The organism is Agromyces sp. CCNWLW213 (assembly GCF_037199545.1).
Lineage (GTDB): Bacteria > Actinomycetota > Actinomycetes > Actinomycetales > Microbacteriaceae > Agromyces.
This window is the reverse complement of record NZ_JBBBDX010000006.1, coordinates 210,863-233,449: the sequence shown is the minus strand read 5'-3', so window position 1 is coordinate 233,449 and position 22,587 is coordinate 210,863. Positions and strand designations below refer to the sequence as shown.

Annotated in this window: 18 protein-coding genes; 7 read left to right on the top strand and 11 right to left on the bottom strand. The window is 73.5% G+C overall.

Annotated elements, in window-relative coordinates:
* Positions 1 to 317: 317 nt before the first annotated feature.
* From WBQ80_RS13250 to gabT, 6 genes are all read right to left on the bottom strand, one after another.
* Positions 318 to 1,868 carry an APC family permease gene (locus tag WBQ80_RS13250; RefSeq protein WP_336572718.1) on the bottom strand — a complete coding sequence of 517 codons (1,551 nt, stop codon included), beginning with the start codon at positions 1,866 to 1,868 and terminating at the stop codon, positions 318 to 320.
* An 11-nt stretch (positions 1,869 to 1,879) separates the two neighbouring features.
* On the bottom strand, positions 1,880 to 2,758 hold the full coding sequence (locus tag WBQ80_RS13245; RefSeq protein ID WP_336572719.1) for a universal stress protein: 879 nt from the start codon (positions 2,756 to 2,758) through the stop codon (positions 1,880 to 1,882).
* Positions 2,755 to 4,128: a flavin monoamine oxidase family protein gene (locus WBQ80_RS13240; RefSeq protein ID WP_336572720.1), complete on the bottom strand. Its 1,374-nt coding sequence runs from the start codon at positions 4,126 to 4,128 to the stop codon at positions 2,755 to 2,757. The genes WBQ80_RS13245 and WBQ80_RS13240 overlap by 4 nt, the downstream gene beginning before the upstream one ends.
* A 79-nt stretch (positions 4,129 to 4,207) precedes the next feature.
* Positions 4,208 to 5,674, bottom strand: coding sequence for an NAD-dependent succinate-semialdehyde dehydrogenase (locus tag WBQ80_RS13235; RefSeq protein ID WP_336572721.1), 1,467 nt, complete (start codon positions 5,672 to 5,674; stop codon positions 4,208 to 4,210).
* 41 nt (positions 5,675 to 5,715) lie between these two features.
* On the bottom strand, positions 5,716 to 7,014 hold the full coding sequence (locus tag WBQ80_RS13230) for a Glu/Leu/Phe/Val family dehydrogenase (protein WP_442892719.1): 1,299 nt from the start codon (positions 7,012 to 7,014) through the stop codon (positions 5,716 to 5,718).
* Between the two features lie 20 nt (positions 7,015 to 7,034).
* Positions 7,035 to 8,393, bottom strand: a complete 1,359-nt coding sequence (gabT, locus tag WBQ80_RS13225; protein ID WP_336572723.1) for a 4-aminobutyrate--2-oxoglutarate transaminase — start codon at positions 8,391 to 8,393, stop codon at positions 7,035 to 7,037.
* A gap of 129 nt (positions 8,394 to 8,522) precedes the next feature.
* On the opposite strand from gabT, the gene WBQ80_RS13220 reads away from it, so the two are divergent.
* The 3 genes from WBQ80_RS13220 to WBQ80_RS13210 all read left to right on the top strand — a co-directional run bounded on the left by WBQ80_RS13220 (position 8,523) and on the right by WBQ80_RS13210 (position 11,300).
* Positions 8,523 to 10,076, top strand: coding sequence for a helix-turn-helix domain-containing protein (locus tag WBQ80_RS13220; protein WP_336572724.1), 1,554 nt, complete (start codon positions 8,523 to 8,525; stop codon positions 10,074 to 10,076).
* Between the two features lie 156 nt (positions 10,077 to 10,232).
* Entirely contained in the window at positions 10,233 to 10,433 is a 201-nt protein-coding gene (locus WBQ80_RS13215) for a DUF1918 domain-containing protein (RefSeq protein ID WP_336572725.1), read from the top strand.
* Between the two features lie 93 nt (positions 10,434 to 10,526).
* Positions 10,527 to 11,300, top strand: coding sequence for an SGNH/GDSL hydrolase family protein (locus tag WBQ80_RS13210; protein WP_336572726.1), 774 nt, complete (start codon positions 10,527 to 10,529; stop codon positions 11,298 to 11,300).
* A 45-nt stretch (positions 11,301 to 11,345) separates the two neighbouring features.
* Here WBQ80_RS13210 and WBQ80_RS13205 read toward each other — a convergent pair whose 3' ends face one another.
* Both WBQ80_RS13205 and WBQ80_RS13200 read right to left on the bottom strand, forming a co-directional pair.
* Complete coding sequence (locus WBQ80_RS13205; protein ID WP_336572727.1) at positions 11,346 to 11,840, bottom strand: FBP domain-containing protein; 495 nt, start codon at positions 11,838 to 11,840, stop codon at positions 11,346 to 11,348.
* A gap of 80 nt (positions 11,841 to 11,920) precedes the next feature.
* Complete coding sequence (locus WBQ80_RS13200; protein ID WP_336572728.1) at positions 11,921 to 13,240, bottom strand: aminotransferase class V-fold PLP-dependent enzyme; 1,320 nt, start codon at positions 13,238 to 13,240, stop codon at positions 11,921 to 11,923.
* 259 nt (positions 13,241 to 13,499) lie between these two features.
* Here WBQ80_RS13200 and WBQ80_RS13195 point away from each other — a divergent pair, with 259 nt between their 5' ends.
* A complete protein-coding gene (locus WBQ80_RS13195; protein WP_336572742.1) occupies positions 13,500 to 15,191 on the top strand; it encodes a stealth family protein in 1,692 nt (563 codons plus the stop codon).
* A gap of 21 nt (positions 15,192 to 15,212) precedes the next feature.
* Here WBQ80_RS13195 and WBQ80_RS13190 read toward each other — a convergent pair whose 3' ends face one another.
* Together WBQ80_RS13190 and WBQ80_RS13185 are read right to left on the bottom strand one after the other, a co-directional pair.
* Positions 15,213 to 16,157 (bottom strand): phosphodiesterase, encoded by a 945-nt coding sequence (locus WBQ80_RS13190; protein WP_336572729.1) that lies wholly within the window; start codon positions 16,155 to 16,157, stop codon positions 15,213 to 15,215.
* A 307-nt stretch (positions 16,158 to 16,464) separates the two neighbouring features.
* Positions 16,465 to 17,034 carry a hypothetical protein gene (locus tag WBQ80_RS13185; RefSeq protein WP_336572730.1) on the bottom strand — a complete coding sequence of 190 codons (570 nt, stop codon included), beginning with the start codon at positions 17,032 to 17,034 and terminating at the stop codon, positions 16,465 to 16,467.
* Positions 17,035 to 17,207: 173 nt separating this feature from the next.
* On the opposite strand from WBQ80_RS13185, the gene WBQ80_RS13180 reads away from it, so the two are divergent.
* Positions 17,208 to 18,182, top strand: coding sequence for an ABC transporter ATP-binding protein (locus WBQ80_RS13180; RefSeq protein ID WP_336572731.1), 975 nt, complete (start codon positions 17,208 to 17,210; stop codon positions 18,180 to 18,182).
* Positions 18,179 to 19,921, top strand: coding sequence for an ABC transporter permease (locus WBQ80_RS13175; RefSeq protein WP_336572732.1), 1,743 nt, complete (start codon positions 18,179 to 18,181; stop codon positions 19,919 to 19,921). The genes WBQ80_RS13180 and WBQ80_RS13175 overlap by 4 nt, the downstream gene beginning before the upstream one ends.
* Here WBQ80_RS13175 and WBQ80_RS13170 read toward each other — a convergent pair.
* Positions 19,910 to 20,719, bottom strand: a complete 810-nt coding sequence (locus tag WBQ80_RS13170; RefSeq protein WP_336572733.1) for a universal stress protein — start codon at positions 20,717 to 20,719, stop codon at positions 19,910 to 19,912. The two genes, WBQ80_RS13175 and WBQ80_RS13170, sit on opposite strands and share 12 nt — an antisense overlap.
* 184 nt (positions 20,720 to 20,903) lie before the next feature.
* Between WBQ80_RS13170 and WBQ80_RS13165 the strand changes: the two genes are divergently transcribed.
* Positions 20,904 to 22,586: a GAF domain-containing sensor histidine kinase gene (locus WBQ80_RS13165; protein WP_336572734.1), complete on the top strand. Its 1,683-nt coding sequence runs from the start codon at positions 20,904 to 20,906 to the stop codon at positions 22,584 to 22,586.
* Position 22,587 lies beyond the last annotated feature (1 nt).

The window sequence follows — 22,587 nt, the reverse complement described above, 5'->3', positions numbered from 1 at the left end:
AACAAGGGACGCTGAAACTCCTGAACCGCGAGGAACTGACCCACCCGCGACCGCCATACCCTCCCCCCCCCCTCCTCCCCCCCCCCCCCCCCCCCCCCCCCCGCGCGAGTCGCCAGGAATCGACCTGAGATCGCGGCGTTGGAGCGGTTCTCGGCGACTCGCGGATGAGGGGGGTGCGGGGAGGCGGGGGGTGCGGGGAGGCGGGGGGTGCCGGGAGGCAGCGGCGACGCGAACGCGGAACCGCCCCGCCGGGTGTCGCCGGCGGGGCGGTTCGCATGCACCGGGTCCGCGCGCTGGACAGCACGGCCCGGGCGGTCTCAGTCGGCCGAGGCGCGCGCGAGCACCTCGCCGCGGAAGAACGCGGGGCGCTTGATCGCCTGCCAGACCATGATGACCACGCCCGTGAGCAGCACGACCATGCCGAGGATGAACACGAGGCCGACGCCGCCGATCTGGGAGCCCGAGCCGTAGTCCGGGTCCATGCTGTCGACGAGGGTCGTGAAGAACAGCACCGACAGGATGACGCCGCCCACGAGCGGGAACAGCAGCGTGAAGAAGAACTCGCGCACCGAGCGGAACCACGTCCTGCGGAAGAACCACACCGCGGCGAACGCCGTGATGCCGTAGTAGAAGCAGATCATCATGCCGAGCGTGGTGATCGTGTCCCACAGCACGTTCTCGCTGACGAAGCGCATGACCGCGTAGAAGACGGATGCCACGACCGCGGACACGATCGTCGCGTACCCCGGCGTGAAGAACCGCGGGCTCACCTGGGCGAACTTCTTCGGCAGCGCCCCGTAGTGGCCCATCGCGAGGAGCGTGCGGGCGGGCGACACGAACGTCGACTGCAGGCTCGACGCGGAGCTGGTCAGCACCGCGAGCGAGACGAGCACCGCGAGCGGTCCGAGCACGGGGCCCGCGAGCGCGAAGAACACGTTGTCCTGGATGTCGGGGTTGCCGAGGCCGAACTCGCCGTCGCCCACGCCCGCGAACGAGATGAGCGAGACCGAGATGAGCAGGTACAGCGCGACGATGATGACGACCGTGAGGGTGGCGGCACGGCCCGGGGTCGTCTCGGCGCCCTTGGTCTCCTCGTTCATCGTGAGAGTGACGTCCCAGCCCCAGAAGATGAAGATCGACAGCGACAGGCCGGCGGCGAGCGCGCTGAAGTCGCTCACCGCGAACGGGTTGAACCAGCTGAGCTCGATCGGCGTCGCGTCGAACGCGTTGCCGTTGGCGACCTCGATGAGCGCCGCACCCGAGAAGATCACGAGCACGAGCACCTGGAAGCCGACCAGCCAGTACTGCAGCTTCTGCGTCGTCTGCATGTCGCGGTACGAGACCCAGGTGGCCCCCAGCATGAACAGGAGGCACACGACTACGTTCACGAACGGGTTGGCGGCGATGTCCGCGATCTCCGGGTTGCCCGCGACCTGCGAGATCAGCAGGAACAGGAAGTCGACCGCGATGCCCGCGAGGTTCGAGAGCACCAGGATGGTGGCGGCGATGAGGCCCCAGCCGGCCATCCAGCCGATCCACGGGCCGAACGCGCGGGTCGCCCACGTGAACGACGTGCCCGAGTCGGGCATGCGGCGGTTGAGCTCGCGGTAGCCGAACGCGACGAGCAGCATCGGGATGAAGCCGAGCAGGATGATCGCGGGCACCTGCGTGCCGACCTCGGACACGGTGGGCCCGAGCGCGGCGGTCAGCGTGTAGGCGGGCGCGATGCACGAGATGCCGATGACGATCGCGCCGATGAGGCCGACCGATCCGGCCGACAGGCCCTTCTTGCTGATGCCGTGGTCGGCGGAGTCGACCGCGCGGGTCGCCTCGGTGAGCGGAGCGTCGGAGGGATTGCGTTGCGTCATTGCACGGTCTTTCAGGAGGTACGGGTGGTGCGCGGCACCACGATCATGGGCACCGGGAGTTCGCGCAGCATCTTCGCCGCGGTCGAGCCCAGGAACAGGTGGCGCGGCGCCGCGAGGCGGCTCGAGCCGACGAGCACGAGCTCGCCCGAGTGCCAGTCGAGCGCGCGCACGGCGTCCTCGATGGAGTCGCCGGTCGCCGTCTCGACGGTCGCCTCGACGCCGTCGGGCAGGGCCTGGCGGGCCTCGTCGAGGACTTCCTCGGCGTGGACGGTGCTCGTCAGCGTGACGAGTTCCGGGTCGAGGCCGTGGGGCAGGTCGATCGGCACGAGCGAGACCAGGCGCAGCGGCGCCTTCGTCGCCCGCGCGAGCACGACGCCCGCGTCGAGCAGCGCGTCGGCGCCCGGACGGGTGCCCACGCACGCGGTGATGCGCGTGACGCCCTGCGCCGCCGCGACCTCGCGCGACCCGGCCGGGGCGATCACGACGGGCACGTCGGACGAGTGCAGCAGTTCGTTCGCGACCGACCCGATGCGCGAGCGGCCGAGCAGCCCGCCTCCGGCGGCGCCGACCACGATGAGCGACGCGCCGAACTCGTGCGCGGCGGCGACGAGGCCCTCGGCGTACGACTCGGCGTAGCGGATGTGCAGCTTCGACGCGACATCCGACCCCAGGTGCCTCGACGCCTCGGCGAGCCACTCGCGCGACTGCTCGCGGAGGTACCGCTCGTAGCCGGCGTCCGCAGGCACGAGGCTGTTGCGCGCCTCGGACGGCAGGATCATCACGACCTCGAGCACCGCCTCGGCTGCGGTCGCGACGCGGTTCGCGAGGGCGAGCGCGTCGGCGCCGGCCTCGTTGGCCGTGTATCCGACGACGATGGTCACGTCGCTCATGCGAGCTCCTCCAGGATCTGCGCCGCGACGAGGCGGCCCATGCGGATGGCGCCGTCGACGTGCTGGTAGCCCTTGCCCGCCATGTCGGAGCACGCGAAGCGGATGGGCCCGACGGGCGTGCGGAGGTCGGCGCCGTAGCGCGCGAGGCCGCCCATGTCGAAGCTCGCCGCGTACGCGCCGCGGGTCCACTCCTCGGAGCCCCAGTCGGACTCGTAGTAGACGACCGGGTGCTTGGCCTGCTCGCCGTAGTAGTGCGACATCGACTCGAGGATGCGCGCCTTGCGCTCGTCGGCCGAGAGCTTGAACACGCCGTCGGCGGCCTCGTCGGCGACGAACCCGACGAGGGTTCCGCGCGGGTCGTCGTGGTTGGAGTTGTCGTACGCCTCGTGCACGAGCTCCCACGGGCTGAACGCGGTGCCGGACAGGCCCTGCTCGCGCCAGAACGGGGTCTCGTACACCGCGTGCACCTTGATGACGAAGCCCATCGAGAGGTGCTGGTGCAGCTGGTGCTGGCGGCGCGGCAGCGGCGGCTCGTACGAGATGCGGTTCACGAGGATCGGCGGCACGGCGAGCACGATCTCGCGCGCGTGCACCTCGAGCTCGTCGGTCACGGCGACGACCGCGGCCTGCCCCGGCGCGGCATCCGACTGCCACCGGATGGTGCGCACGGGCTGGTTCAGGCGCACCCGCTCGCCCAGGCGCTCGGCGAGGCCGATGGGCACGAGCTGGAGGCCGCCGACGACGCGGCGGTCGAGGATGAAGTCGGCGTCCACGAGGTTCGAGAACGAGCCCGCGGAGGCCGCCATGAGCAGGGCCTGCAGCGCCGAGAACGCGTGCGCGGGCTTGGTGAGCATGGCGCCGGCGATGAACATGCCGACGTTCTCGCGTGCCTCCTCGTCGTCGGTCTGGGTCTCGAGCCAGTGCGCGAACGAGATCTCGTCGAGCTCCTTCGCGCGCGGGTGCGCCCACGGCTGCTCGGGGTCGATCTCGGCGACGAGCGCGTCGAGCTTCTCGATGAGCGTCAGGATCTCCTGCTCGGTCGCCGGGGGCACCGGGAAGATGTCGCCCTCGAACTTCTTCAGCTCGCCGGTCGGCCCGATGTAGACGTTGACGCCCTCGCGGTAGCGCGGGTACGTCTCGAGGCCGAGCTCGTCGAGCGTCTCGATCAGGGCGTCCTGGTCGGGTGAGACCCATTGGCCGCCGACCTCGAGCATGGCGCCGTCGATGACGTCGGTGTGCAGGCGGCCGCCGACGCGGTCGCGCGCCTCGAGCACGACGACGTCGCGTCCTGCCCTGACGAGCTCCGTCGCGGCCGTGAGGCCCGCGGCGCCCGCGCCGACGATGACGACGTCGGTGTCGATCCGTTGCATGGTGGTTCCTTCGTTGCGGGGGTGCATGGGTGAGCGGATGCCGCGGTGGATTCGCCGCGCGGCATCCGCTCGACCGGCGCTAGGCCGGGATCAGGGTGTACTTGGTGTCGAGGAACTCGTGGATGCCCTCGAAGCCGCCCTCGCGGCCGATGCCCGACTGCTTGACGCCGCCGAACGGGGCCGCCGCGTTGGACACGAGGCCCGTGTTGAGGCCCATCATGCCGGTGTCGAGGCGGTCGATCATGCGGTGGCCGCGGGCGAGGTCCTGCGTGAAGACGTACGAGATCAGGCCGTACTCGGTGGCGTTCGCGAGACGCACAGCCTCGTCCTCGTCCGAGAAGGTGGTGATGCCGAGCACCGGCCCGAAGATCTCCTCGCGGAGCAGGCGCGCGTCGGCCGAGACGTCGCCGAGCACGGTGGGCGCGTAGAACGAGCCGGTGCCGTCGATCGGCGAGCCGCCGGCGAGCACCGTCGCGCCCTTCGAGACCGCGTCGGTCACGAGCTCGTGGGTCGACGCGACCGCGTCGTCGTCGATGAGCGGGCCGATGTGCACGCCGTCATCGGTGCCGCGGCCGACGTTCATGCCGGAGACCCGCTCGGTGACGCGGCGCGCGAACTCGGCCGCGACCGACTCGTGGACGATGAAGCGGTTCGCGGCCGTGCACGCCTGGCCGATGTTGCGGAACTTCGCGACGAGCGCGCCCTCCACGGCCTTGTCGAGGTCGGCGTCCTCGAACACGACGAACGGCGCGTTGCCGCCGAGCTCCATGGAGGTGCGGAGGATGCCCTGCGCCGACTGCTCGATGAGCTTGCGGCCGACCTCGGTCGAGCCCGTGAACGAGAGCTTGCGCAGGCGCGGGTCGGCGATGATCGGGCCGGAGACCTTCGACGAGCTCGTCGTGGTGACGACGTTCACGACGCCCTTCGGCAGCCCGACCTCCTCGAGCAGCTGCACGAACGCGATGGTCGTGAGCGGCGTGAGCGCGGCGGGCTTGACGACGACGGTGCAGCCCGCGGCGAGTGCCGGGGCGATCTTGCGGGTCGCCATCGCGAGCGGGAAGTTCCACGGCGTGATGAAGTACGACGGGCCCACCGGGCGCTGCGCGACCACGATGCGGCCGGTGCCCTCGGGGTTCCAGCCGTAGCGGCCGGTGATGCGCACGGCCTCCTCGCTGAACCAGCGGAGGAACTCGCCGCCGTAGTTGACCTCGCCGCGCGCCTCGGCGAGCGGCTTGCCCATCTCGAGGGTCATGAGGAGGGCGAACTCCTCGCGACGCTCCATCAGCCGGTCGAACGCGCGGCGGAGGATCTCGCCGCGCTCCCGCGGCGCGGTGGCGGCCCACGCGTCCTGCGCGGCGACGGCCGCGTCCAGCGCGCGGATGCCGTCGGCGGGCGACGCGTCGGCGATGGCCTTGATGACCTCGCCCGTGGCCGGGTCGCGGACCTCGAAGGTCCTGCCGCCCTCGGCTTCGACCCACTCGCCGCCGATGAAGAGGCCGTCGGCGACGCGGTCGAGGAGCGCGGATTCCTGCGTTGCAGTGGTCATGCGTTGGATGTCCGTTCCAGTCGTGCGCGGATCTCGCGCGATCACGGGTAGAGGCCGCGGATGCGGTGCGCCTCGGCGACGCGCTCGACGGCGAGCGCCGTGGCGGCGGTGCGGAGCGAGAGGTCGCGGGCCTCGGCGTAGCCGAGGACGTGACGCCAGGCGTTCAGCATCCGCTCCTCCAGTCTGCTCTCGACCTCGTCGGCACGCCACCAGTACGCCTGGTTGGCCTGCACCCACTCGAAGTACGAGACGATGACACCGCCCGCGTTGGCGAGGATGTCGGGGACGACGAGCACGCCGCGCTCGCGCAGGATCGCGTCGGCGGCGGGGGTCGTGGGACCGTTGGCGCCCTCGACGATCACGCGGGCGAGCACGTCGCGGGCGTTGGCCTCGTTGAGCACGCCCTCGACGGCGGCGGGGACGAGCAGGTCGACGTCCTGCGTCAGCACGGCGTCGCGGTCGAGCTCGTCGGCGCCGGCGAAGCCGACGACGGAGCCGGAGGCGCGCACGTGGTCGAGCAGCGCCTCGATGTCGAGGCCGCGGTCGTTGCGCACCGCGCCGTACTGGTCGCTCACCGCGGTGACGCGCACGCCGGCCTCGGCGAGGAACCGCGCGGCATCCGCACCGACCTTGCCGAAGCCCTGCACGGCCGCGGTCGAGCGCGACGGCTCGAGTCCGGCGTGGCGGAGCGCGGCGAGCGCGATGTGGGTCACGCCGCGCGAGGTGGCCGACGCACGGCCGAGCGAGCCGCCGAGCGAGATCGGCTTGCCGGTGACGATGCCGGGCACCGTGTAGCCCGAGTTCACCGAGTAGGTGTCCATGATCCAGGCCATGGTCTGCTCGTCGGTGCCGATGTCGGGCGCGGGGATGTCGCGCTCCGGGCCGATGATCGGGAGGATCTCGCTCGTGTAGCGGCGCGTGACGCGCTCGAGCTCGGCCGTGGAGTGCTCGCGCGGGTCGATCGCGAGCCCGCCCTTCGCGCCGCCGTACGGCACGTCGAGCAGGGCGCACTTCCACGTCATCCACATCGCGAGCGCGCGCACCTCGTCGAGGTTCACGTTCGGCGCGTAGCGGAGGCCGCCCTTCGCGGGGCCGCGCGAGAAGTTGTGCTGCACGCGGTAGCCCAGGTACAGGCGGCTCTCGCCCGAGTCCATGCGCAGCGGCACGGCCACGCTGAGCTCGCGGCGCGGGGTCGCGAGCATCTGGTGAAGTCCGTCGCCGTAGCCGAGCAGCGCCACGGCCTCGGCGAGCTGGGAGCGCGCGTCGGCCAGGGGCGTCGCCTCGGCTGCCACCGAGGGGGCGGGTCGGGTGACGGATGCCGCGGCATCCGTCGGCGACATCGTCGGCGCCGTCACGGGGTTCATGCCTGCTTCAGCCCCTCGGCGATGACGTCGAGGCCCTCGACGAGCAGCTCGTCGCTGATCGTGAGCGGCGGCAGGAACCGGATGACGTTGCCGTAGGTGCCGCACGTGAGCACGAGCACGCCGTTGGCGTGGGCGTACGCGGCGAGCTTGCCGGTGAGCGCGGCGTCGGGGGCGCCGGTCGCGGGGTCGACGAGTTCGATGGCGACCATGGCGCCGCGGCCGCGGACGTCGCCGATGCGGGCGTCGGCGGTGCGGAGCGCGTTGAGGCGGCCGATGAGCACGGCGCCGATCTGCTGCGCGCGCTCGATGAGGCCCTCCTGCTCGTACGACTCGATCGCGGCGAGCGCGGCGGCGCACGCGAGCGGGTTGCCGCCGTAGGTGCCGCCGAGGCCGCCGGCGTGGGCGGAGTCCATGATGTCGGCGCGGCCGGTGACGGCCGAGAGCGGCAGGCCGCCGGCGATGCCCTTCGCCGTCACGACGAGGTCGGGGACGATGCCCTCGTGCTCGCTCGCGAACCAGGCGCCCGTGCGGCCGAAGCCGGTCTGCACCTCGTCGGCGATGAAGACGACGTCGTTCTCGTTCGCCCACGTCACGAGTGCGGGCAGGAAGCCGGGGGCGGGAACGATGAAGCCGCCCTCGCCCTGGATGGGCTCGATGATGATCGCGGCGAGGTTGTTCGCCCCGATCTGCTTCTCGATCTGCGTGATCGCGCGCGCCGCGGCCTCGGCGCCGGAGAGGCCGTTGTCGCGGTACGGGTAGCTGAGCGGGGCGCGGTACACCTCGGGCGCGAACGGGCCGAAGCCGTCCTTGTAGGGGATGTTCTTCGCGGTGAGCCCCATGGTCAGGTTGGTGCGGCCGTGGTAGGCGTGGTCGAACGCGACGACGGCCGCCTTCTTCGTGAAGCGGCGCGCGATCTTGACGGCGTTCTCGACGGCCTCGGCGCCCGAGTTGAAGAGGGCCGAGCGCTTCTCGTGGTCGCCGGGGGTGAGCTCGTTGAGCTTCTCGGCCACGGCGACGTAGTTGTCGTACGGCGCGACGGTGAAGCACGTGTGCGTGAACGCGTTGAGCTGCGCGGTGACGGCCTCGACGACGCGCGGGTTCGCGTTGCCGACGCCCGTGACCGCGATGCCCGAGCCGAGGTCGATGATGGAATTGCCGTCGGCGTCGACGACGACGCCCCCGCCGGCCGCGACGACCGAGACGGGGATGGTGGTGCCGACGCCCTTGGCGACGGCGGCGGCCTTGCGGCTCATGAGCTCCTGCGAGCGCGGGCCGGGGATGCTGGTGACGAGGCGGCGCTCCTGCGGGAGGGCGGGGCCGCCGACGACGGTGGCCGTGGATTCGACGAGGGTCATGGGTGCTCCGATGCGGTGACGACGGTGGCGGTGTCGGGCCATGGTAGGCAGCGCCGATCGGATGCCACCCCCGCCCCGATGTACACTCGGACCCAGTGTTCTCGACGCGGCGTACACCGAGGAGGTCCCGTGAAGCCCACCGTGCGCACGCTGCTGGAGCGCGGCGACCTGGCACTCACCCTGATGGCGGATGAATCGCGCCTGCCCGACGGCGCGCTCGACGCGCCCGTGCCGTGGGTGCACAGCTCCGACCTCGAGGATCCGGCGCCGTTCCTCGAACCGGGCCAGGTGCTCCTCACGACCGGCACGCAGTTCGGGCCGGACACCGGGCACGACGACCCAGACCTCTTCGAGGCCTACGTGGCCCGCCTCGCGGGCGCGGGACTCGCCGCCCTCGGCTTCGGCGCCGAGGTGGTGCGCTCGGGTGCGCCGGTCGCGCTCGTCGAGGCGTGCGGCCGCCACGGCCTGCCGCTGTTCGAGGTGCCCTACCGCGTGCCGTTCATCCGCATCGCGCGCACGATCGCCGACCTCAACGCGGCCGACGCGAACGCGCGGCAGGCGTGGGCCCTGCAGGCGCAGCGCGCGATCTCGCTCGCGGCGCTCCGCCCCGACGGGCTCGGGGCCACGCTCAGCGAGTTGAGCCAGCGGCTCGGCACGTGGGTCGGGCTCGTGGATGCCGCGGGGGCGCTCGATCGCGAGGCGCCGGAGGGCGGCCTCGGCCAGCCCGCGCTCGGCGAGGTCGTGGGCGAGGCCCGCTCGATGCTGCGTCGGGGCCAGCGCGCGAGCCGCACGCTCGAAGCGGGCGCCTCGGTGGCGCGGCCGCAGCGGATGACGCTGCAGACGCTCGGCGCCGGCGGCGCGCTGCGCGGCGTGCTCGCGATCGGGGAATCCCCCGAGCTCGACCAGGCCGGGCGCGAGGTCGTGACCTCGGTGATCGCGCTCGCCGGCCTCGCGCTCGAGCAGAACCGCGACCTCGACCGCGCCCGGGGGCACCTGCGGTCCGGGCTCCTGCGCTCGATGCTCGCCGGCGACGTGCACCTCGCGAGCGAGGTGTCCGCGGAGATGTGGGGGCCGCTCCCGGCCGACCCGGTGCGGGTCGCGGTCTCGGACCTGCCCACCGAGCACATCGATCGTGTCGCCGAGTTCCTCGAGCTGCGCGTCGACGAGCGCGACGGACGCCTCTTCTTCGGGCGCGACGGCGAGGCGGTCGTGCTCGTCATGGAGGACGCGGACAGCGGCGTGGCCGACGAGCTCGCGACCGAGTACGACGTGCCCGTCGGCGTCTCGGACGCGGCATCCGTCACGCGTCTCGCCTCGCTGCACGAGCAGGCGCGGCGCGCGCTCGATCGCGCCCGCGAGACCGGGCCGGGCGTGACGATGTTCGACGACATCAGCCGTCAGGGCGTCCTCGCCTTCCTCGCCCGGACGGACGCCCGCGCCGTCGCGCGCGCGACCCTGGAGCCGCTCATCCGGCACGACGAGGAGAACGGCACGGCACTGCTCGAGACGACGCGGTCGTGGCTCGCGCACGGGGGCCAGTTCGACGCGACGGCGCAGGAGCTCGGCGTCCACCGCCATACCGTGCGCAGCCGCATCGCGCTCGCCGAGAAGCTGCTCGGCCGCGACCTGTCGGGGTTCCACGCGCGAGCCGACCTGTGGGCGGCGCTGCTCGCGACCGACTGAAGCCCGCACGCGTCGCCGGCCCCGGAGGAGATCGCCCGCCGCGGAGGTGCGGATCCCGGGTCCGCACCTCCCCCGCGTTCGACGTCCTCCCTTCCGGCGGGCGGCGCCGCGGCGTACCGTGGAACGAGGACGGTTCTCGCGACAGGGGGGTTCCCGATGCAGGCGACGGTCGGCGATCGACTGGTCATCCACGGCAAGCAGGTGGGCAGCGGCGAGCGGCACGGCGAGGTGCTCGAGGTGCGCGGCGCCGACGGTGCACCGCCGTACGTGGTGCGGTTCGACGACGGGCACGAGGCGCTGCTCTACCCCGGTGCCGATTGCGAACTCGAGCACGCCCAGGGCCACGCCGCGAACTGACGAGGGACGGCGGTGTCGACACGCCGCGGCATCCGATGACGCCCGCAGCGCAACCCGTGGGGCCGACGGACGCCGCACGATAGCGTGGAACGCATGCTCTTCCACTCGTACGCGGCGATCGGCGACAGCTTCACCGAGGGCGTGGGTGACGAGTTGCCCGACGGCACGGTGCGCGGCTGGGCCGACTTCGTCGCCCTCGGGCTCGCGAAGGAGGCCGCCCCCGAACCGGTGCGCTACGCGAACTTCGCGATCCGCGGCCGCAAGCTCGGCCCCATCGTCGACGAGCAGCTCGAGGCGGCCATCGCGCTGAAGCCCGAGGTGATCAGCTTCAACGGCGGCGGAAACGACATGCTCCGACCGCGCATGCCCGAGGAGCACGTGGCGCAGCGGTTCCGCCAGGCGGTGCATCGCATCCGCGACGAGGGCATCCACGTGCTCATGCTGAGCGGGGCGAACCCGACCGAGCACCTCCCGCTCGGGCGGGTGTTCGATGCGCGCGGCGCTCGCCTGACACAGGCCCTGTACGACCTCGCGTCGCTCGACGGCGTGACGTTCGTCGACAACTTCGCCGACCGGGGACTCCGCGACATCCGCTACTGGTCGGCCGACAAACTGCATCTGAACTCGCTTGGTCACGCCCGCGTCGCGTCGAACGTCCTCACCGCCCTCGGGGTGCCGGTGCCCGAGGAGTGGGGCGTCGCCGAGGTGGCGGCCGCCCCGCCCGGCCCGAAGAGCCGGAACACGGCCGTGTACTACCGCGAGTACGTGCTCCCGTGGATCGGGCGGCGTCTCACGGGACGCTCGTCGGGCGACGGGCGCAGCGCGAAGCGACCGCGACTCGAGCCGGTCGCGCTCGACGCCGAGTAGGCCTCGGAACGGGCGCCTCGCGTGCGGCCCGGCCGCCGGGCGGGCTCAGCCGGCGCGCACGCCCTCGACGAACGCCCGCGTGCGGCGGGCCAGGCCGTCGATGCGCGACCACGCGTGCGAGCCGTTCCGCACCTCGGCGGGCGCGAGCGGCGCATGGAGCCGCACGTTCTCCTGGCACGACAGGTCGCTGCACAGGTAGGTGCCGACCGTGTCGCCGTTTCGGCCCGCCTCGCCGGCCCGCCGTGCCGAGAACATCGTCACCTGGTTGGCCGGCTGCTGCGTGTGGCAGAGGTTGCACATGCTCGCCCGGAACCGCGAGGCGGGCGGGTCGGCGGCGCGCAGCACGATGCCAACGGGCTCGTCGTCGATGAGCGTCACGAGGTAGCCCCGTCGGCTCGCCTTGCGGTCGCGCCAGGCGAGCGCGTCGACGTGCTCCCAGTCGACGAGCAGGTACTCGAGCGGCAGTTCGAGCTCGTCGAGTTCCCGATCGGTCGCGTTCACGAACGACGACCGGAGCTCGTCCTCGCTGAGCGGACGCATTCCGACCCCCTTCGACCCGAACCAGTGTAGGCGCGTCGCCGGATGCCGCCACCCGATGGCGGGCGGCGGGCGAGCGGTCCTCAGCCGAGCGCCGGCCGCGGCCGGTCGTCGTGCCGCGGACACCAGCCGGCCGGCGTGCGGTCGTACGCGTGCGCCGGTCCGGCGACGACCAGGCGGGCGAGCGCGTCGAGGAACCGGTCGACGTCGTCGGACGTCGATCCTGCGCCGATGCTCGCCCGCAGGCCGTTGGCCCGCGTCGCGATGCGGTCGAAGAAGGGGTGCGCGCAGAACCGGCCGGCTCGCACCGAGATGCCGTGCTCGGCGGCGAGGGCCGCGGCGACGAGGCCCACGGACCCTCGCTCGAGCTCGACGGTGGCGATGCCGAGCCGGTCGTCGACGTCGGCGAAGCCGCGCAGCACGCGGACTCCGGGGATCGCGGCGAGCCCGTCCTGCAGACGGGCGGTCAGCATCTCCTCGTGGGCGCGGCGGGCGGGCTCGCCGAGCCGCTCGAGTTCGCCGAGGGCGCTCGCGATCGCCGCGATGCCGACGACGTTCGGCGTGCCGGCCTCGTGGCGCTCGGGCCCGTGCTTCCACGACGCCGCATCGACGGCGACCGATTCGACGGCGCCGCCGCCCGCGAGGTGGGCCGGGGCGGCGTCGAGCCAGTCCCCGCGCCCGACGAGGGCGCCCGCGCCGAACGGCGCGTACGCCTTGTGCCCCGAGAACGCGAGGTAGTCGATGCCGGATGCCGCGAGGTCGACCCGCCGGTGCGGCAGCAGCTGCGCGGCATCCACCGCCAGGCGGGCGCCGTGGTCATGGGCGAGCGATGCGAGCGGCTCCACCGGCAGCACCTCGCCGGTGAGGTTCGATGCACCCGTGATCGACAGCAGCGCCGCCGGCCGGCGTCGGAGCTCCGCGGCGAGCGCGTCGAGCGTCGCCGCCAGGGTCGGCTGCGCCACCACGACGCGCCGGCCGCGCCGCGCCCACGGGAGCAGGTTGGCGTGGTGCTCGAGGTCGAGCACCACGGTCTCGCCGGGCACCGCCGACGCGAGGAGGTTGAGCGCCTCGGTGGTGTTGCGCGTGACCACGACGTGGTCGTCGATCCGTGCGCCGACGTGACGCGCGATCGCGACGCGCGCGTCGTCGACGATCGCCGTGGACGCCTGCGAGAGGTAGCCGGTTCCGCGGTGCACGCTCGCGTAGAACGGCAGGACGCGGGCCACGTGCTCGGCGACGACCGAGAACGCGGGGGCGGATGCCGCGACGTCGAGGTTCACGTGGCGCGTGCGCCCGCCGCCGAGGACCGGCACCTCGAGGTCCGCGCCGACCAGGTCGGCGAGGGGCGCGGTCGCGGTCGCGGCGAGCGTTCCCGTGCGCTCCGCGGTGCTCGTGCTCGACATGCCGCCTCCCTCCCGTCGCCGGCGATGCGCCCGACGCTACGGATGCCGCGGCATCCGTCTCAAGGCCCGCCGTCACGGCGCGACACGGCACGACACGCGACGCAACACGGTCCCCCGGAGCGCACCTCGATGCAAGCCCCGTTTCGCGCGGCCGCGGGGCCGTACCATGAGAGCACCGCGCCGATCGGCGCAGCACCCCGACCGAGGAGCACCTCACGACGTGACGACGACCGAGCCCGCCGAGCCCCGCCGCGACCGCATGCCCCAGACCGGCGACGCGTTCCGTCGCCGTCGTCCCGACCCGGATCCGGGCCTGCGGCTGAGCGATGTGCCCGAACTCGTGCTCGTCTCCCCCGACGCCACCCACGCGCGCTTCGATCGCGACGACGTCGTGGTCCGGAAGGGCCAGTACGCGCTGCGCAACGGGCACATCACCCCGCAGGAGTCGATGGTCGAGGACCTGTGCGCCGTGGCGTCCGCCCTCGACGTCGCAGGGATCGACTACCTGCTGGTGCGCCGCGACGGCGGTCGCCCGGTGATCGCCGTCGACCGCGCCGAGCGCAAGGCGGTCGTGCGCGCGCTCGTCACGGCGTTCGCCGACGAGCCGTTCTACGCCGCGACGCTCATCCCCGAGAAGTCGGCCGGCGACCGGCACGTGCTCGTGGCCGACGGCTCGCTGTCGTCGCACCGCAAGCCCCGGGCGGTCCGCCTGTACCGCCCGCGCGTCGAGCCGGTCGGCCGGCTCCGGTACGGCGCCGAGACGGCCGTGCAGCTCGAGTTCTGGCGGTTCGGCGAGGACGTCATCGAGGCGCCCGTCGAGAACGCGCTCATGCGCCGCACCCTCCCCCGCAGCGAGGCCGTCGAGGAGACCGTGCACCTCCACGGCCGCGACTGGCGCACGCTCGAGCACATGTGGGCCCCGCTCGCGAGCGACGTCGACTTCGAGATCGACATGGTGTTCTCGTGGGTCGACGGATCCGACGTCGAGTTCCTCCGCGAGCGCGCGCGCCGCATGCAGACCTACGTCGTCGGCGAGGGCGACGACTCCGAGGCCCGCTACCGCCAGATCGACGAGCTGAAGTACGCGCTCCGCTCGGTGCACCTGTTCGCGCCGTGGGTGCGCCGCATCTTCATCTGCACCGACTCGCGCCCGCCCGCCTGGCTCGCGAAGCATCCCAAGGTCACCGTCGTGCGTGCCGAGGAGATGTTCGCCGACCCGTCGGTGCTGCCCACCTACAACTCCCACGCCGTCGAGAGCCAGCTGCACCGCATCCCGGGCATCGCCGAGCACTTCCTCTACTCCAACGACGACATGTTCTTCGGGCGCCCCCTCTCGCCCGACCTGTTCTTCTCGCCCGGCGGCGTCACGAAGTTCGTCGAGGCCGGCACGCGCATCGGGCTCGGCGACTCCGACCCCAGCCGCTCGGGCTTCGAGAATGCGGCACGCGTCAACCGCCGGCTGCTCCGGGAGCGCTACGGCAAGGTCACGACGCGGCACCTCGAGCACTGCGCCGCACCGCTGCGCAAGAGCGTCATGGCCGAGCTCGAGCAGGAGTTCGCGGAGGAGTTCCGTCGCACGGCCGCGAGCCGGTTCCGCTCGGCGACCGACATCTCGGTGACGAACTCGCTGTACCACTACTACGCGCTGCTCACCGGCCGCGCCGTCGTGCAGACGGATGCGAAGGTCAAGTACGTCGAGACGACCCTGAAGCGCGCGCTGCCCGCGATGAAGCGCCTGCTGAAGCGCCGCGACATGGACATGTTCTGCCTGAACGACGGCAGCTTCCCCGAGATCTCGGTCGAGGAGCGCACCGAGGCGGTCATCGACTTCCTCGAGCGGTACTTCCCGTTCCCGGCGCCGTGGGAGAAGGGCGCGACGGATGCCGCGGACGCGATCGTCGCGGCGAGCGCACCGTCGATCGCGGTCCGCGCCGACGACCCCGCCGCCTGATCCGGCGCCGTCTCGCGCGGGCTACGCGAGCACGGGGATGGGCCGCGTGAACGGCGGCTCCTCCTCGCGCGGCGGCGGCGGCGCGGCCTCCGCGATCTCGATGCCCGCCGTCGCGAGGCGCCGCCGGGTCTCGTCGGCGTCGACCCAGTCGAGCGCGGGAGTCTCGCCGAGCGGGACGACGGAGTGGAGGATCGTGCCGGGGTACACGTGCACGAGGTTGAACGCGCGTGCGCCGTCACGTCCGCGGGTCCCGCCGACGGGCACGGTCAGGTCCTGCGTGTAGCAGCTCGCGGACGCCACCGACACGGGCACGCCCGCGAACACGGCGGTCGACGAGTAGTGCAGGTGCCCGGCGATGATCGAGCGGATGTCGCTGCCCGCGACGACCTCGGCGAGTGCCCCCTGGTCGCGCAGCTCGACGGACGCGGCGAGGTCGAGCACGCTCGGGATCGGCGGGTGGTGCATCGCGAGGATGGTGCCGTCCGGCGCCGGGATCGACAGCTCCTCGGCGAGCCAGTCGAGCTGGTCGCCCGACAGCTCGCCGTGGTGGGAGCCCGGGACGCTGGTGTCGAGCGTGATGACGCGAAGGCCGTTCACGTCGTCCACGCGGTCGACCGGTCGCTGCCCGCCGACGACGTCGCCGAGGAGCGCGCGGCGGAAGGCGTCGCGGTCGTCGTGGTTGCCCATGACCCAGATGACGCGCGATCCGAGCCGCGCCGCGGCCGGCTCGACGATCCGGCGGATGAGGTCGTACGCCTCCGACTCGCCGCGGTCGGCGAGGTCGCCCGTGAAGACGATCGCGTCGGGCCGGCCGCCCGACGCCTCGAACTGCTCGAACAGCTCGCGCAGGTACCGGTCGGCCTCGACCCGATCGTAGAGCCGGCGTCCGCCTCCGAGCAGGTGCGTGTCGCTGATGTGCAGGAGGAAGTGGGACGGGCGGGGGTACTCGGCCTTGCGGCTGCTCACGGTGACTCCGTCTCGTTTCCGATCGTCCGGGTCGGTTCGAAGCTAGCGCAGCACGCGCGCCCGAACGATCAGTGAATGCGGAGTGTGACGAACCTGAACGGCGAGCGTCGCCACGCCCGATCCGCCGATGTCAAGGCCCTCCCCCGGGACTCGGCGGCCCCGCAGACTCGGAGTCGGGATGCTCGTCATCCCTGGCAGGCCGGCCGGCATGCTGAAGACCGTTCCCGTCCCCCGGGAGCCTCGCCGCCGGCCTGCCGCCCCCACTCCGCGACGCGCCTCCGCGCCGATCAGCCCGGAGCCGGCCGGGTCAGCCCTTCGTCTTGTCGGGCCGGTTCGCGGCGCCGGGCGAGTTGCCGGAGTTGCCGGGCGCGTCCTCCTCGGGCTCCGGGGTGGGCTCGACCGGCGCCGGCGTCGGCTCGGACCCGCTCGGCGGCTCGCTCGTGCCTGGCTCGGCCGGCACGGGCGTCGCCGTGGGGATCGGCGTCGGCTCGGGGGTCGGCGTCGTCGTGGTCGGGGCCGGCGTCGGCATGGTGAAGTCCGACCCCGGGCGGGGCCGGGCGCCGTCGTCGACGGTCTCGGTCCCCTCGGCGGCCGGGGGCGGGCCGGGCGACGCGATCATGGCCGCGGTACTGGCGAGCGCCGCCGCGGAGACGACCAGCGATCCGCCGATGAGCACGATCCCGCGGTGCGCCGAGACCCACGGCACGAGCGGGCCGGCGCGGAACGCTCCGATCGCCGCGCGGCCCCGCTCTCGCACGCGGCCGAGCGCCGCGAGCGCCGCGGAAGCCGCCCGGTCGAGGAGTCCGGCGGGTCCGGAAGGAGGCGCGGCATGGCGGCCGCGCCGCTCACCCGCCGATCCCGCCCTCGGCTCGTCCATTGCCTCGTCCACCACGTCCCTCAGTGCGATTGCCGGATGCAGCCTACCTTCCGAAGCGGCGTGATGCCTCCCGAACGGGGTACATGCGCCGGTCACCCCGCCCGGCGGGCCTTTCGGCCCGAGGTGCGCCATCCGCTCGCTCGTAGCGTCGAGGGGACCCTGGGAGGTGTGGCATGCGTCCGATCGAGGTCCGGGACCTGAGGAAGGCGTACGGAGACGTGCAGGCCGTGGACGGGGTGTCCTTCGAGATCGAGCGTGGCGAGGTGTTCGCGCTCCTCGGACCGAACGGGGCGGGCAAGACCACCGTGGTCGAGACGATCGAGGGCCACCGCACGGCGGACTCGGGCGAGGTCCGCGTGCTCGGCCACGACCCGGCCCGGCGCGAGCGGGCGCTGCGCGAGCGGATCGGCATCGTGCTGCAGGAGGCCGGGTTCGACGAGGACGCGACGGTCGTCGAGCTCGTCCGCCTGCACCGCGACCTCTACCCGCGGCGCCTCGATGCCGATGCGGTGATCGAGCTCGTCGGCCTGACCGCCAAGCGGTCGGCGCGCGTGCGGACCCTCTCGGGCGGCCAGCGGCGGCGGCTCGATCTCGCGCTCGGCCTCGTCGGCGACCCCGAGGTGCTCTTCCTCGACGAACCGACCGTCGGCTTCGACCCCGAGGCGCGCCGGCAGGCGTGGTCGATCATCCGCGACCTGCGCGCGAACGGGACGACGGTGCTGCTCACCACGCACTACCTGGACGAAGCGCAGCACCTCGCCGACCGGGTCGCCGTGGTCGTCGCGGGCCGGCTGGTCGCGCTCGGCACGCCGGAGGCGCTCGCCGCCCGCGGTCGCGCGACGGTCATCGAGTTCCGGTCGGTCGACGCGGTGGACGCCGGCGGCGCGGAGGGTGGAGCGGGCGGCGCGGGCGGCGGCCTGCACCGGGTGCTCGGCGACACCGCCGCGGTCGAGCGCGACGGCGCCCTCTGGCGGGTCACGACGGATGATGCGACGGCCGCGCTCCACGCGATGACCGGCTGGTCGCTCGACCGGCAGGTCGCGCTCGACGGCATCGAGGTCCGCCGTCCGACCCTCGAGGACGCGTACCTGGAGCTGGTCGGCGAGCGGGCCGTGCGCGCCGGGACGGACGAGGCGGTGCCTGCGTGACCGTCGAGGCCGCGGCATCCGGCACCCGAGGGCTGCCGCCGGTCGAGGAGGCCGGTCGGCCGGCCCCCGCGGGCCTGCTCGTCCACCGGGGCGCGCACGTGCTCCGCTCGCTGTGGCGCGCCCGGACGGCGTTCGTGTTCACGTTCGGCCTGCCCCTGGTCTGGCTCGTGCTCGTCGGGATCGTCGCCGGCAACGAGGTCGTCGACCCGACGACCGACCTGCGTGTGATGCAGTTCGCGACGCCCACGGCCCTCGCCATGGGCTGCCTCTTCGCGACGCTCCCGTCGGTCGCCATCGGGGTCGCCCTCGACCGCGAGTCGCTCGTCCTGAAGCGGCTGCGCGGCACGCCCCTGCCCTCGTGGGCGTACGTCGCGTCGCAGGTCGCGGCGGTGACCGCGCTCGCCGTCGCGGCGATCGCCGTCCTGCTCGCCGTCGCGATCCTCGCGTACGGCGTGACCGTGCCCGCTGAGGCCGTGCCCTCCCTCGTGGTGACCATCCTCCTCGCGCTGCTCTCCTTCAGCGCGCTCGGCATCGCCATCGCCACGCTCGCCCCGTCGGCTCGCGCGACCGAGGCCATCTCGATCGGGCTCGTGGTCGTGCTGTCGTTCATCTCGGGCGTGTTCATCATCGGGGGCGAGCTGCCCGCCTGGCTCGGCGACCTCGCCTGGGCGCTGCCGCTCAAGCCGTTCGTCGTCTCGCTCCAGGACCTCTTCAACCCCTCTGACGACCTGCCGCCCTGGAACCTCGGACATCTCGCGCTCATCGCCGCGTGGGGCGCGGCCGGGGCGATCGTGGCAGCCGTCGCGTTCCGGTGGGAGCCGCACGCGCGCCGGCGACGCGGCGGCGCCGCGCCCGGCGCCCGGACGGGATCGGATGCCGCGGACCGCCCCGCGAGGGCGGCGGTCGGTGCGACGTCGGCGACGGCCGTGCTGGATCGCGCGCGGACCGGACGCCCCACCGAGCTCGGCCGGACCATGGGCCAGGTCGGCGCGGCGCTCAGATCCACCCTCCGGCGACCCGGCGACCTCTTCTTCGCCGTCGCCGTGCCGCTCGCGCTGGTCTGGCTGCTCGTGACGCTGCAGGGCGGCGGCGAGCGCGACGGGATCCCCATCGTCACCTCGACGGCCGCCGCGATGTGCGCCTGGGGGGTCGCGGTGGTGGCGTTCATGACGACGGCCGAGTGGGTCGCCGGATCCGCGGAGCGCGGGCTGCTGAAGCGCTGGCGCGGCACGCCCCTCTCGATCGCCGAGATCGGGACCGGACGCGCCGTGGCCGCCGTGGTCGTCGGCTGGGTGATCGCCGCTGCGATGCTGCTGCTCGGGGCGGCGGCGTTCGGGCTGCGCACGACCGCCGGCGGCGTCGCGCTCGGGGCCGTCGTCGTCGTGCTCGGCGTCGCGGCGCTCGCCGCGTGCGGCGTGCTCCTCGCGACGGCGGTGCCCGACGCGCGGGCGGCCGGGGCGGTCTCGCTCCTGCTCCTGTTCGTCGTGGCGTTCTTCTCCGACGTGTTCCTCGTCGGCGGGCCGGACTGGATGCGCAGCGTCGGCGCCGTCTTCCCGCTCGCCCACCTGCGGACGGCGCTCCTCGAGGCGTGGCGACCGGACGGCCCGATGGTCGCCTGGGGCTCGATCGCGATGCTCGTCGCGTGGGCCGTCGGCGCCGCCTCCGCGACGTGGATGGTGCAGCGCGTGCGCGGGGCGAGCTGGACGGCGGCCGGTCGCCGGCCGCGCTCAGGCCGCTGACGCGGCCGCGGTCGCGAGGTCGGGGACGACCACGACGGCGCCGGCCAGGTTCATCAGGAGGTCCGAGTTGGTCCTCCCGAGCGGCAGGAATCCCCGCCCGCGGACCACGCGCCGGCCGGTGACCGTGAGGACCGCGCGGCGGGAGACGCCGATCAGCGCGCCCGAGGCGGGATCGGCGGTGCTGCGCACCTCGATCGGGACGTCCGGGTGTTCGGCGGCGGCCACCGATGCGGCACGCTCCGCGGGAGCCGGGCGCGCCTCGTCGCCGTCCGAGTGCACGATCACGAGCATCTCGCCGAGGCGCCTCGCCTCGCGTGCCGCGAACCGGACGGCGTCGTCGCTCTCCGTGCCCCCGGACACGCCGACGGCGACGCCCGTGCGGCCGCGCCACGACGTGACGGGGACCACCACGGTGGGCGTCGTCGTGACCGCCGCGAGCTGCAGGCTCCGGGAGCCGAGCGCATGACCGTGGAAGTACCCGACCTTGTGCGTCCCGACGGCGACGAGATCCGCCTCGCGGGCCGCCTCGGCGAGAACGAGCATCGGACTGCCGACCACGACCTGCGCGCTGACGGCGAGTCCGGGCGCGAGCCCGTGCACGAACGACTGCTCCCGTTCGCTCCCCTGCTCGGCGGCGCTCCGCAGCTCTGCCAGCGCGGGCCCGCCGACCGACCCCCATCCGTCGTCGACGACCGTCACGAGCACGAGGTCGTCGCCCGTGCCGCGCGCCCGATCGATGGCCCAGGTGAGGGCTGCCCGACTCGCCACGCTTCCGTCGGCACCGACCACGATCGTCATGCGAACAGCATCCGATGCGGCCGCTCGGCGAGCGGGGCCTTTGGTCCCTCAGCACGGCGCGGCGGGTCGCGAGGGCCGGGGTACGGCGGCGGAAAGCGGGTGCTACAGTGGCGGCACGTACCACCGGGGTATTGGAGTGGGAGCGACGGAGACCTCGCATTTGTCGTTTCCTGAGGGTCCGCGAGTGGAGCTCGATCGGGCGCTCAGAGACCTCGTCGAGCGCGCCGACGAGGTCATGCGCACGCAGGGCCGCCTCCGCGCCCTGCTCAACGCCACCCAGGCCGTGGTCGAGCAGATCGAGCTGTCCGAGGTGCTGCGGCGCATCGTCGAGGCCGCGCTGGAACTCGTCGACGCCGAGTACGGGGCGCTCGGCGTGCTCGCACCGCAGGGCGGGCTCGAGGAGTTCATCCACGTCGGCATGCCCGACGACATCGTGCACCGCATCGGCCACCTGCCCGAGGGCCGCGGGCTGCTCGGCGCCCTCATCGACCATCCCGACCCGATCCGCCTCCACGAGATCGGCGACGACCCGCGCTCGGTGGGCTTCCCGGCGGAGCACCCGCCCATGCACAGCTTCCTCGGCGTGCCCGTGCGCGTGCGCGACGAGGTGTTCGGCAACCTCTACCTCACGAACCGGTCCGACGGCGACTTCTCCGAGGAGGACGTCGAGCTGATCGCGGCCCTCGCCGCCGCGGCGGGCGTCGCGATCGACAACGCCCGCCGGTTCGCCGAGGCGCAGATGCGCGAGGCGTGGGCCGCGGCCTCCGCCCAGGTCGCCGCCGCCCTGCTCACCTCGTCGGGCGATGCCGCCGCCGCCCTCATCGCCGACGAACTGGCCACCCGCGGTGCCGCCGACCGGGTCTCGGTCGTCGTGCGGGGCGACGAGCCCGGCTCGGTGCGCGTGCTCGAGGCGCGCGGCGTCGACTGCGACGCGCTGTCCGGCACCGAGATCGCGCCGGGGCGCACGCTCGCGGCCGTCACGCTCGAGGGCGGCGGGACCCGGGCGACCGCCGGAGGGCGACGGGACGCCGGCGGCGAGGCGCTGGCACTCCACGACGACGGCGTCGACGGCCCGGTGCTGTTCGTGGCCCTGCGGAAGTCCGGCACGCCCAGCGCGGTGATCGCGGCCGGCCGCCGCCCGGGCGCCCCGCACTTCACGCCCGCCGAGCTGCGCATCGCGGAGGACCTCGCGGAGCGGGTCTCGCTCGCGCACGAGCTCGCCGAGGCGCGCGACGCGCAGCAGCGCTCGCTGCTGCTCGAGGACCGCGCCCGCATCGCCCGCGACCTGCACGACCACGTCGTCCAGCAGCTCTACGGCGCCGGACTCGACCTGCAGGCGGTGGCCTCGCTGTCCCCCGGGCCCGCGGGAGACCGCATCGAGGCCGCCGTCGAGACCCTCGACGCGACGATCGCGCAGATCCGCACGATCGTGTTCGCGCTGACGCCCCGGGCGGAGGGCGTGCCCACGCTGCGGCACCGGGTCCTCGACCTCGCGGGGGCCGCGTCGCGCCATCTGCGCCAGCCCGTGTCGGTGTCCTTCCAGGGCCCCGTCGACCTGATCTCGGAGGGGTGGCTGTCGGACGAGCTCGCCGCGTCGGTGCGCGAGCTGCTCTCGAACGCCGTGAAGCACGCCGACGCGCGGTCCGTCGGGCTCACGGTGGCGGCCTCCGACGACGAGATCGCGGCCGAGGTGGTCGACGACGGCCACGGCATCGGCGATCCGATCCGGCGCAGCGGGCTCGACAACCTGCGAACGCGCGCGGAGCGGCTCGGCGGCGCATTCGAGGTCGACAGCGGCCCGCACGGCACGCGCGCCCGATGGTGGGTGCCGGTCGAGGCCGAGCGCGTGCCCGTGATCCCCTCATGAG

Bases quoted from the DNA above. Each gene is read 5' to 3' on its own strand.
- gabT (WP_336572723.1), bottom strand. From the start codon at position 8,393: ATGACCCTCGTCGAATCCACGGCCACCGTCGTCGGCGGCCCCGCCCTC.
- WBQ80_RS13250 (WP_336572718.1), bottom strand. From the start codon at position 1,868: ATGACGCAACGCAATCCCTCCGACGCTCCGCTCACCGAGGCGACCCGC.
- WBQ80_RS13240 (WP_336572720.1), bottom strand. From the start codon at position 4,128: ATGCAACGGATCGACACCGACGTCGTCATCGTCGGCGCGGGCGCCGCG.
- WBQ80_RS13170 (WP_336572733.1), bottom strand. From the start codon at position 20,719: ATGACGATCGTGGTCGGTGCCGACGGAAGCGTGGCGAGTCGGGCAGCC.
- WBQ80_RS13180 (WP_336572731.1), top strand. From the start codon at position 17,208: ATGCGTCCGATCGAGGTCCGGGACCTGAGGAAGGCGTACGGAGACGTG.
- WBQ80_RS13210 (WP_336572726.1), top strand. From the start codon at position 10,527: ATGCTCTTCCACTCGTACGCGGCGATCGGCGACAGCTTCACCGAGGGC.
- WBQ80_RS13230 (WP_442892719.1), bottom strand. From the start codon at position 7,014: ATGTCGCCGACGGATGCCGCGGCATCCGTCACCCGACCCGCCCCCTCG.
- WBQ80_RS13185 (WP_336572730.1), bottom strand. From the start codon at position 17,034: ATGGACGAGCCGAGGGCGGGATCGGCGGGTGAGCGGCGCGGCCGCCAT.
- WBQ80_RS13200 (WP_336572728.1), bottom strand. From the start codon at position 13,240: ATGTCGAGCACGAGCACCGCGGAGCGCACGGGAACGCTCGCCGCGACC.
- WBQ80_RS13195 (WP_336572742.1), top strand. From the start codon at position 13,500: ATGCCCCAGACCGGCGACGCGTTCCGTCGCCGTCGTCCCGACCCGGAT.
- WBQ80_RS13205 (WP_336572727.1), bottom strand. From the start codon at position 11,840: ATGCGTCCGCTCAGCGAGGACGAGCTCCGGTCGTCGTTCGTGAACGCG.
- WBQ80_RS13235 (WP_336572721.1), bottom strand. From the start codon at position 5,674: ATGACCACTGCAACGCAGGAATCCGCGCTCCTCGACCGCGTCGCCGAC.
- WBQ80_RS13245 (WP_336572719.1), bottom strand. From the start codon at position 2,758: ATGAGCGACGTGACCATCGTCGTCGGATACACGGCCAACGAGGCCGGC.
- WBQ80_RS13215 (WP_336572725.1), top strand. From the start codon at position 10,233: ATGCAGGCGACGGTCGGCGATCGACTGGTCATCCACGGCAAGCAGGTG.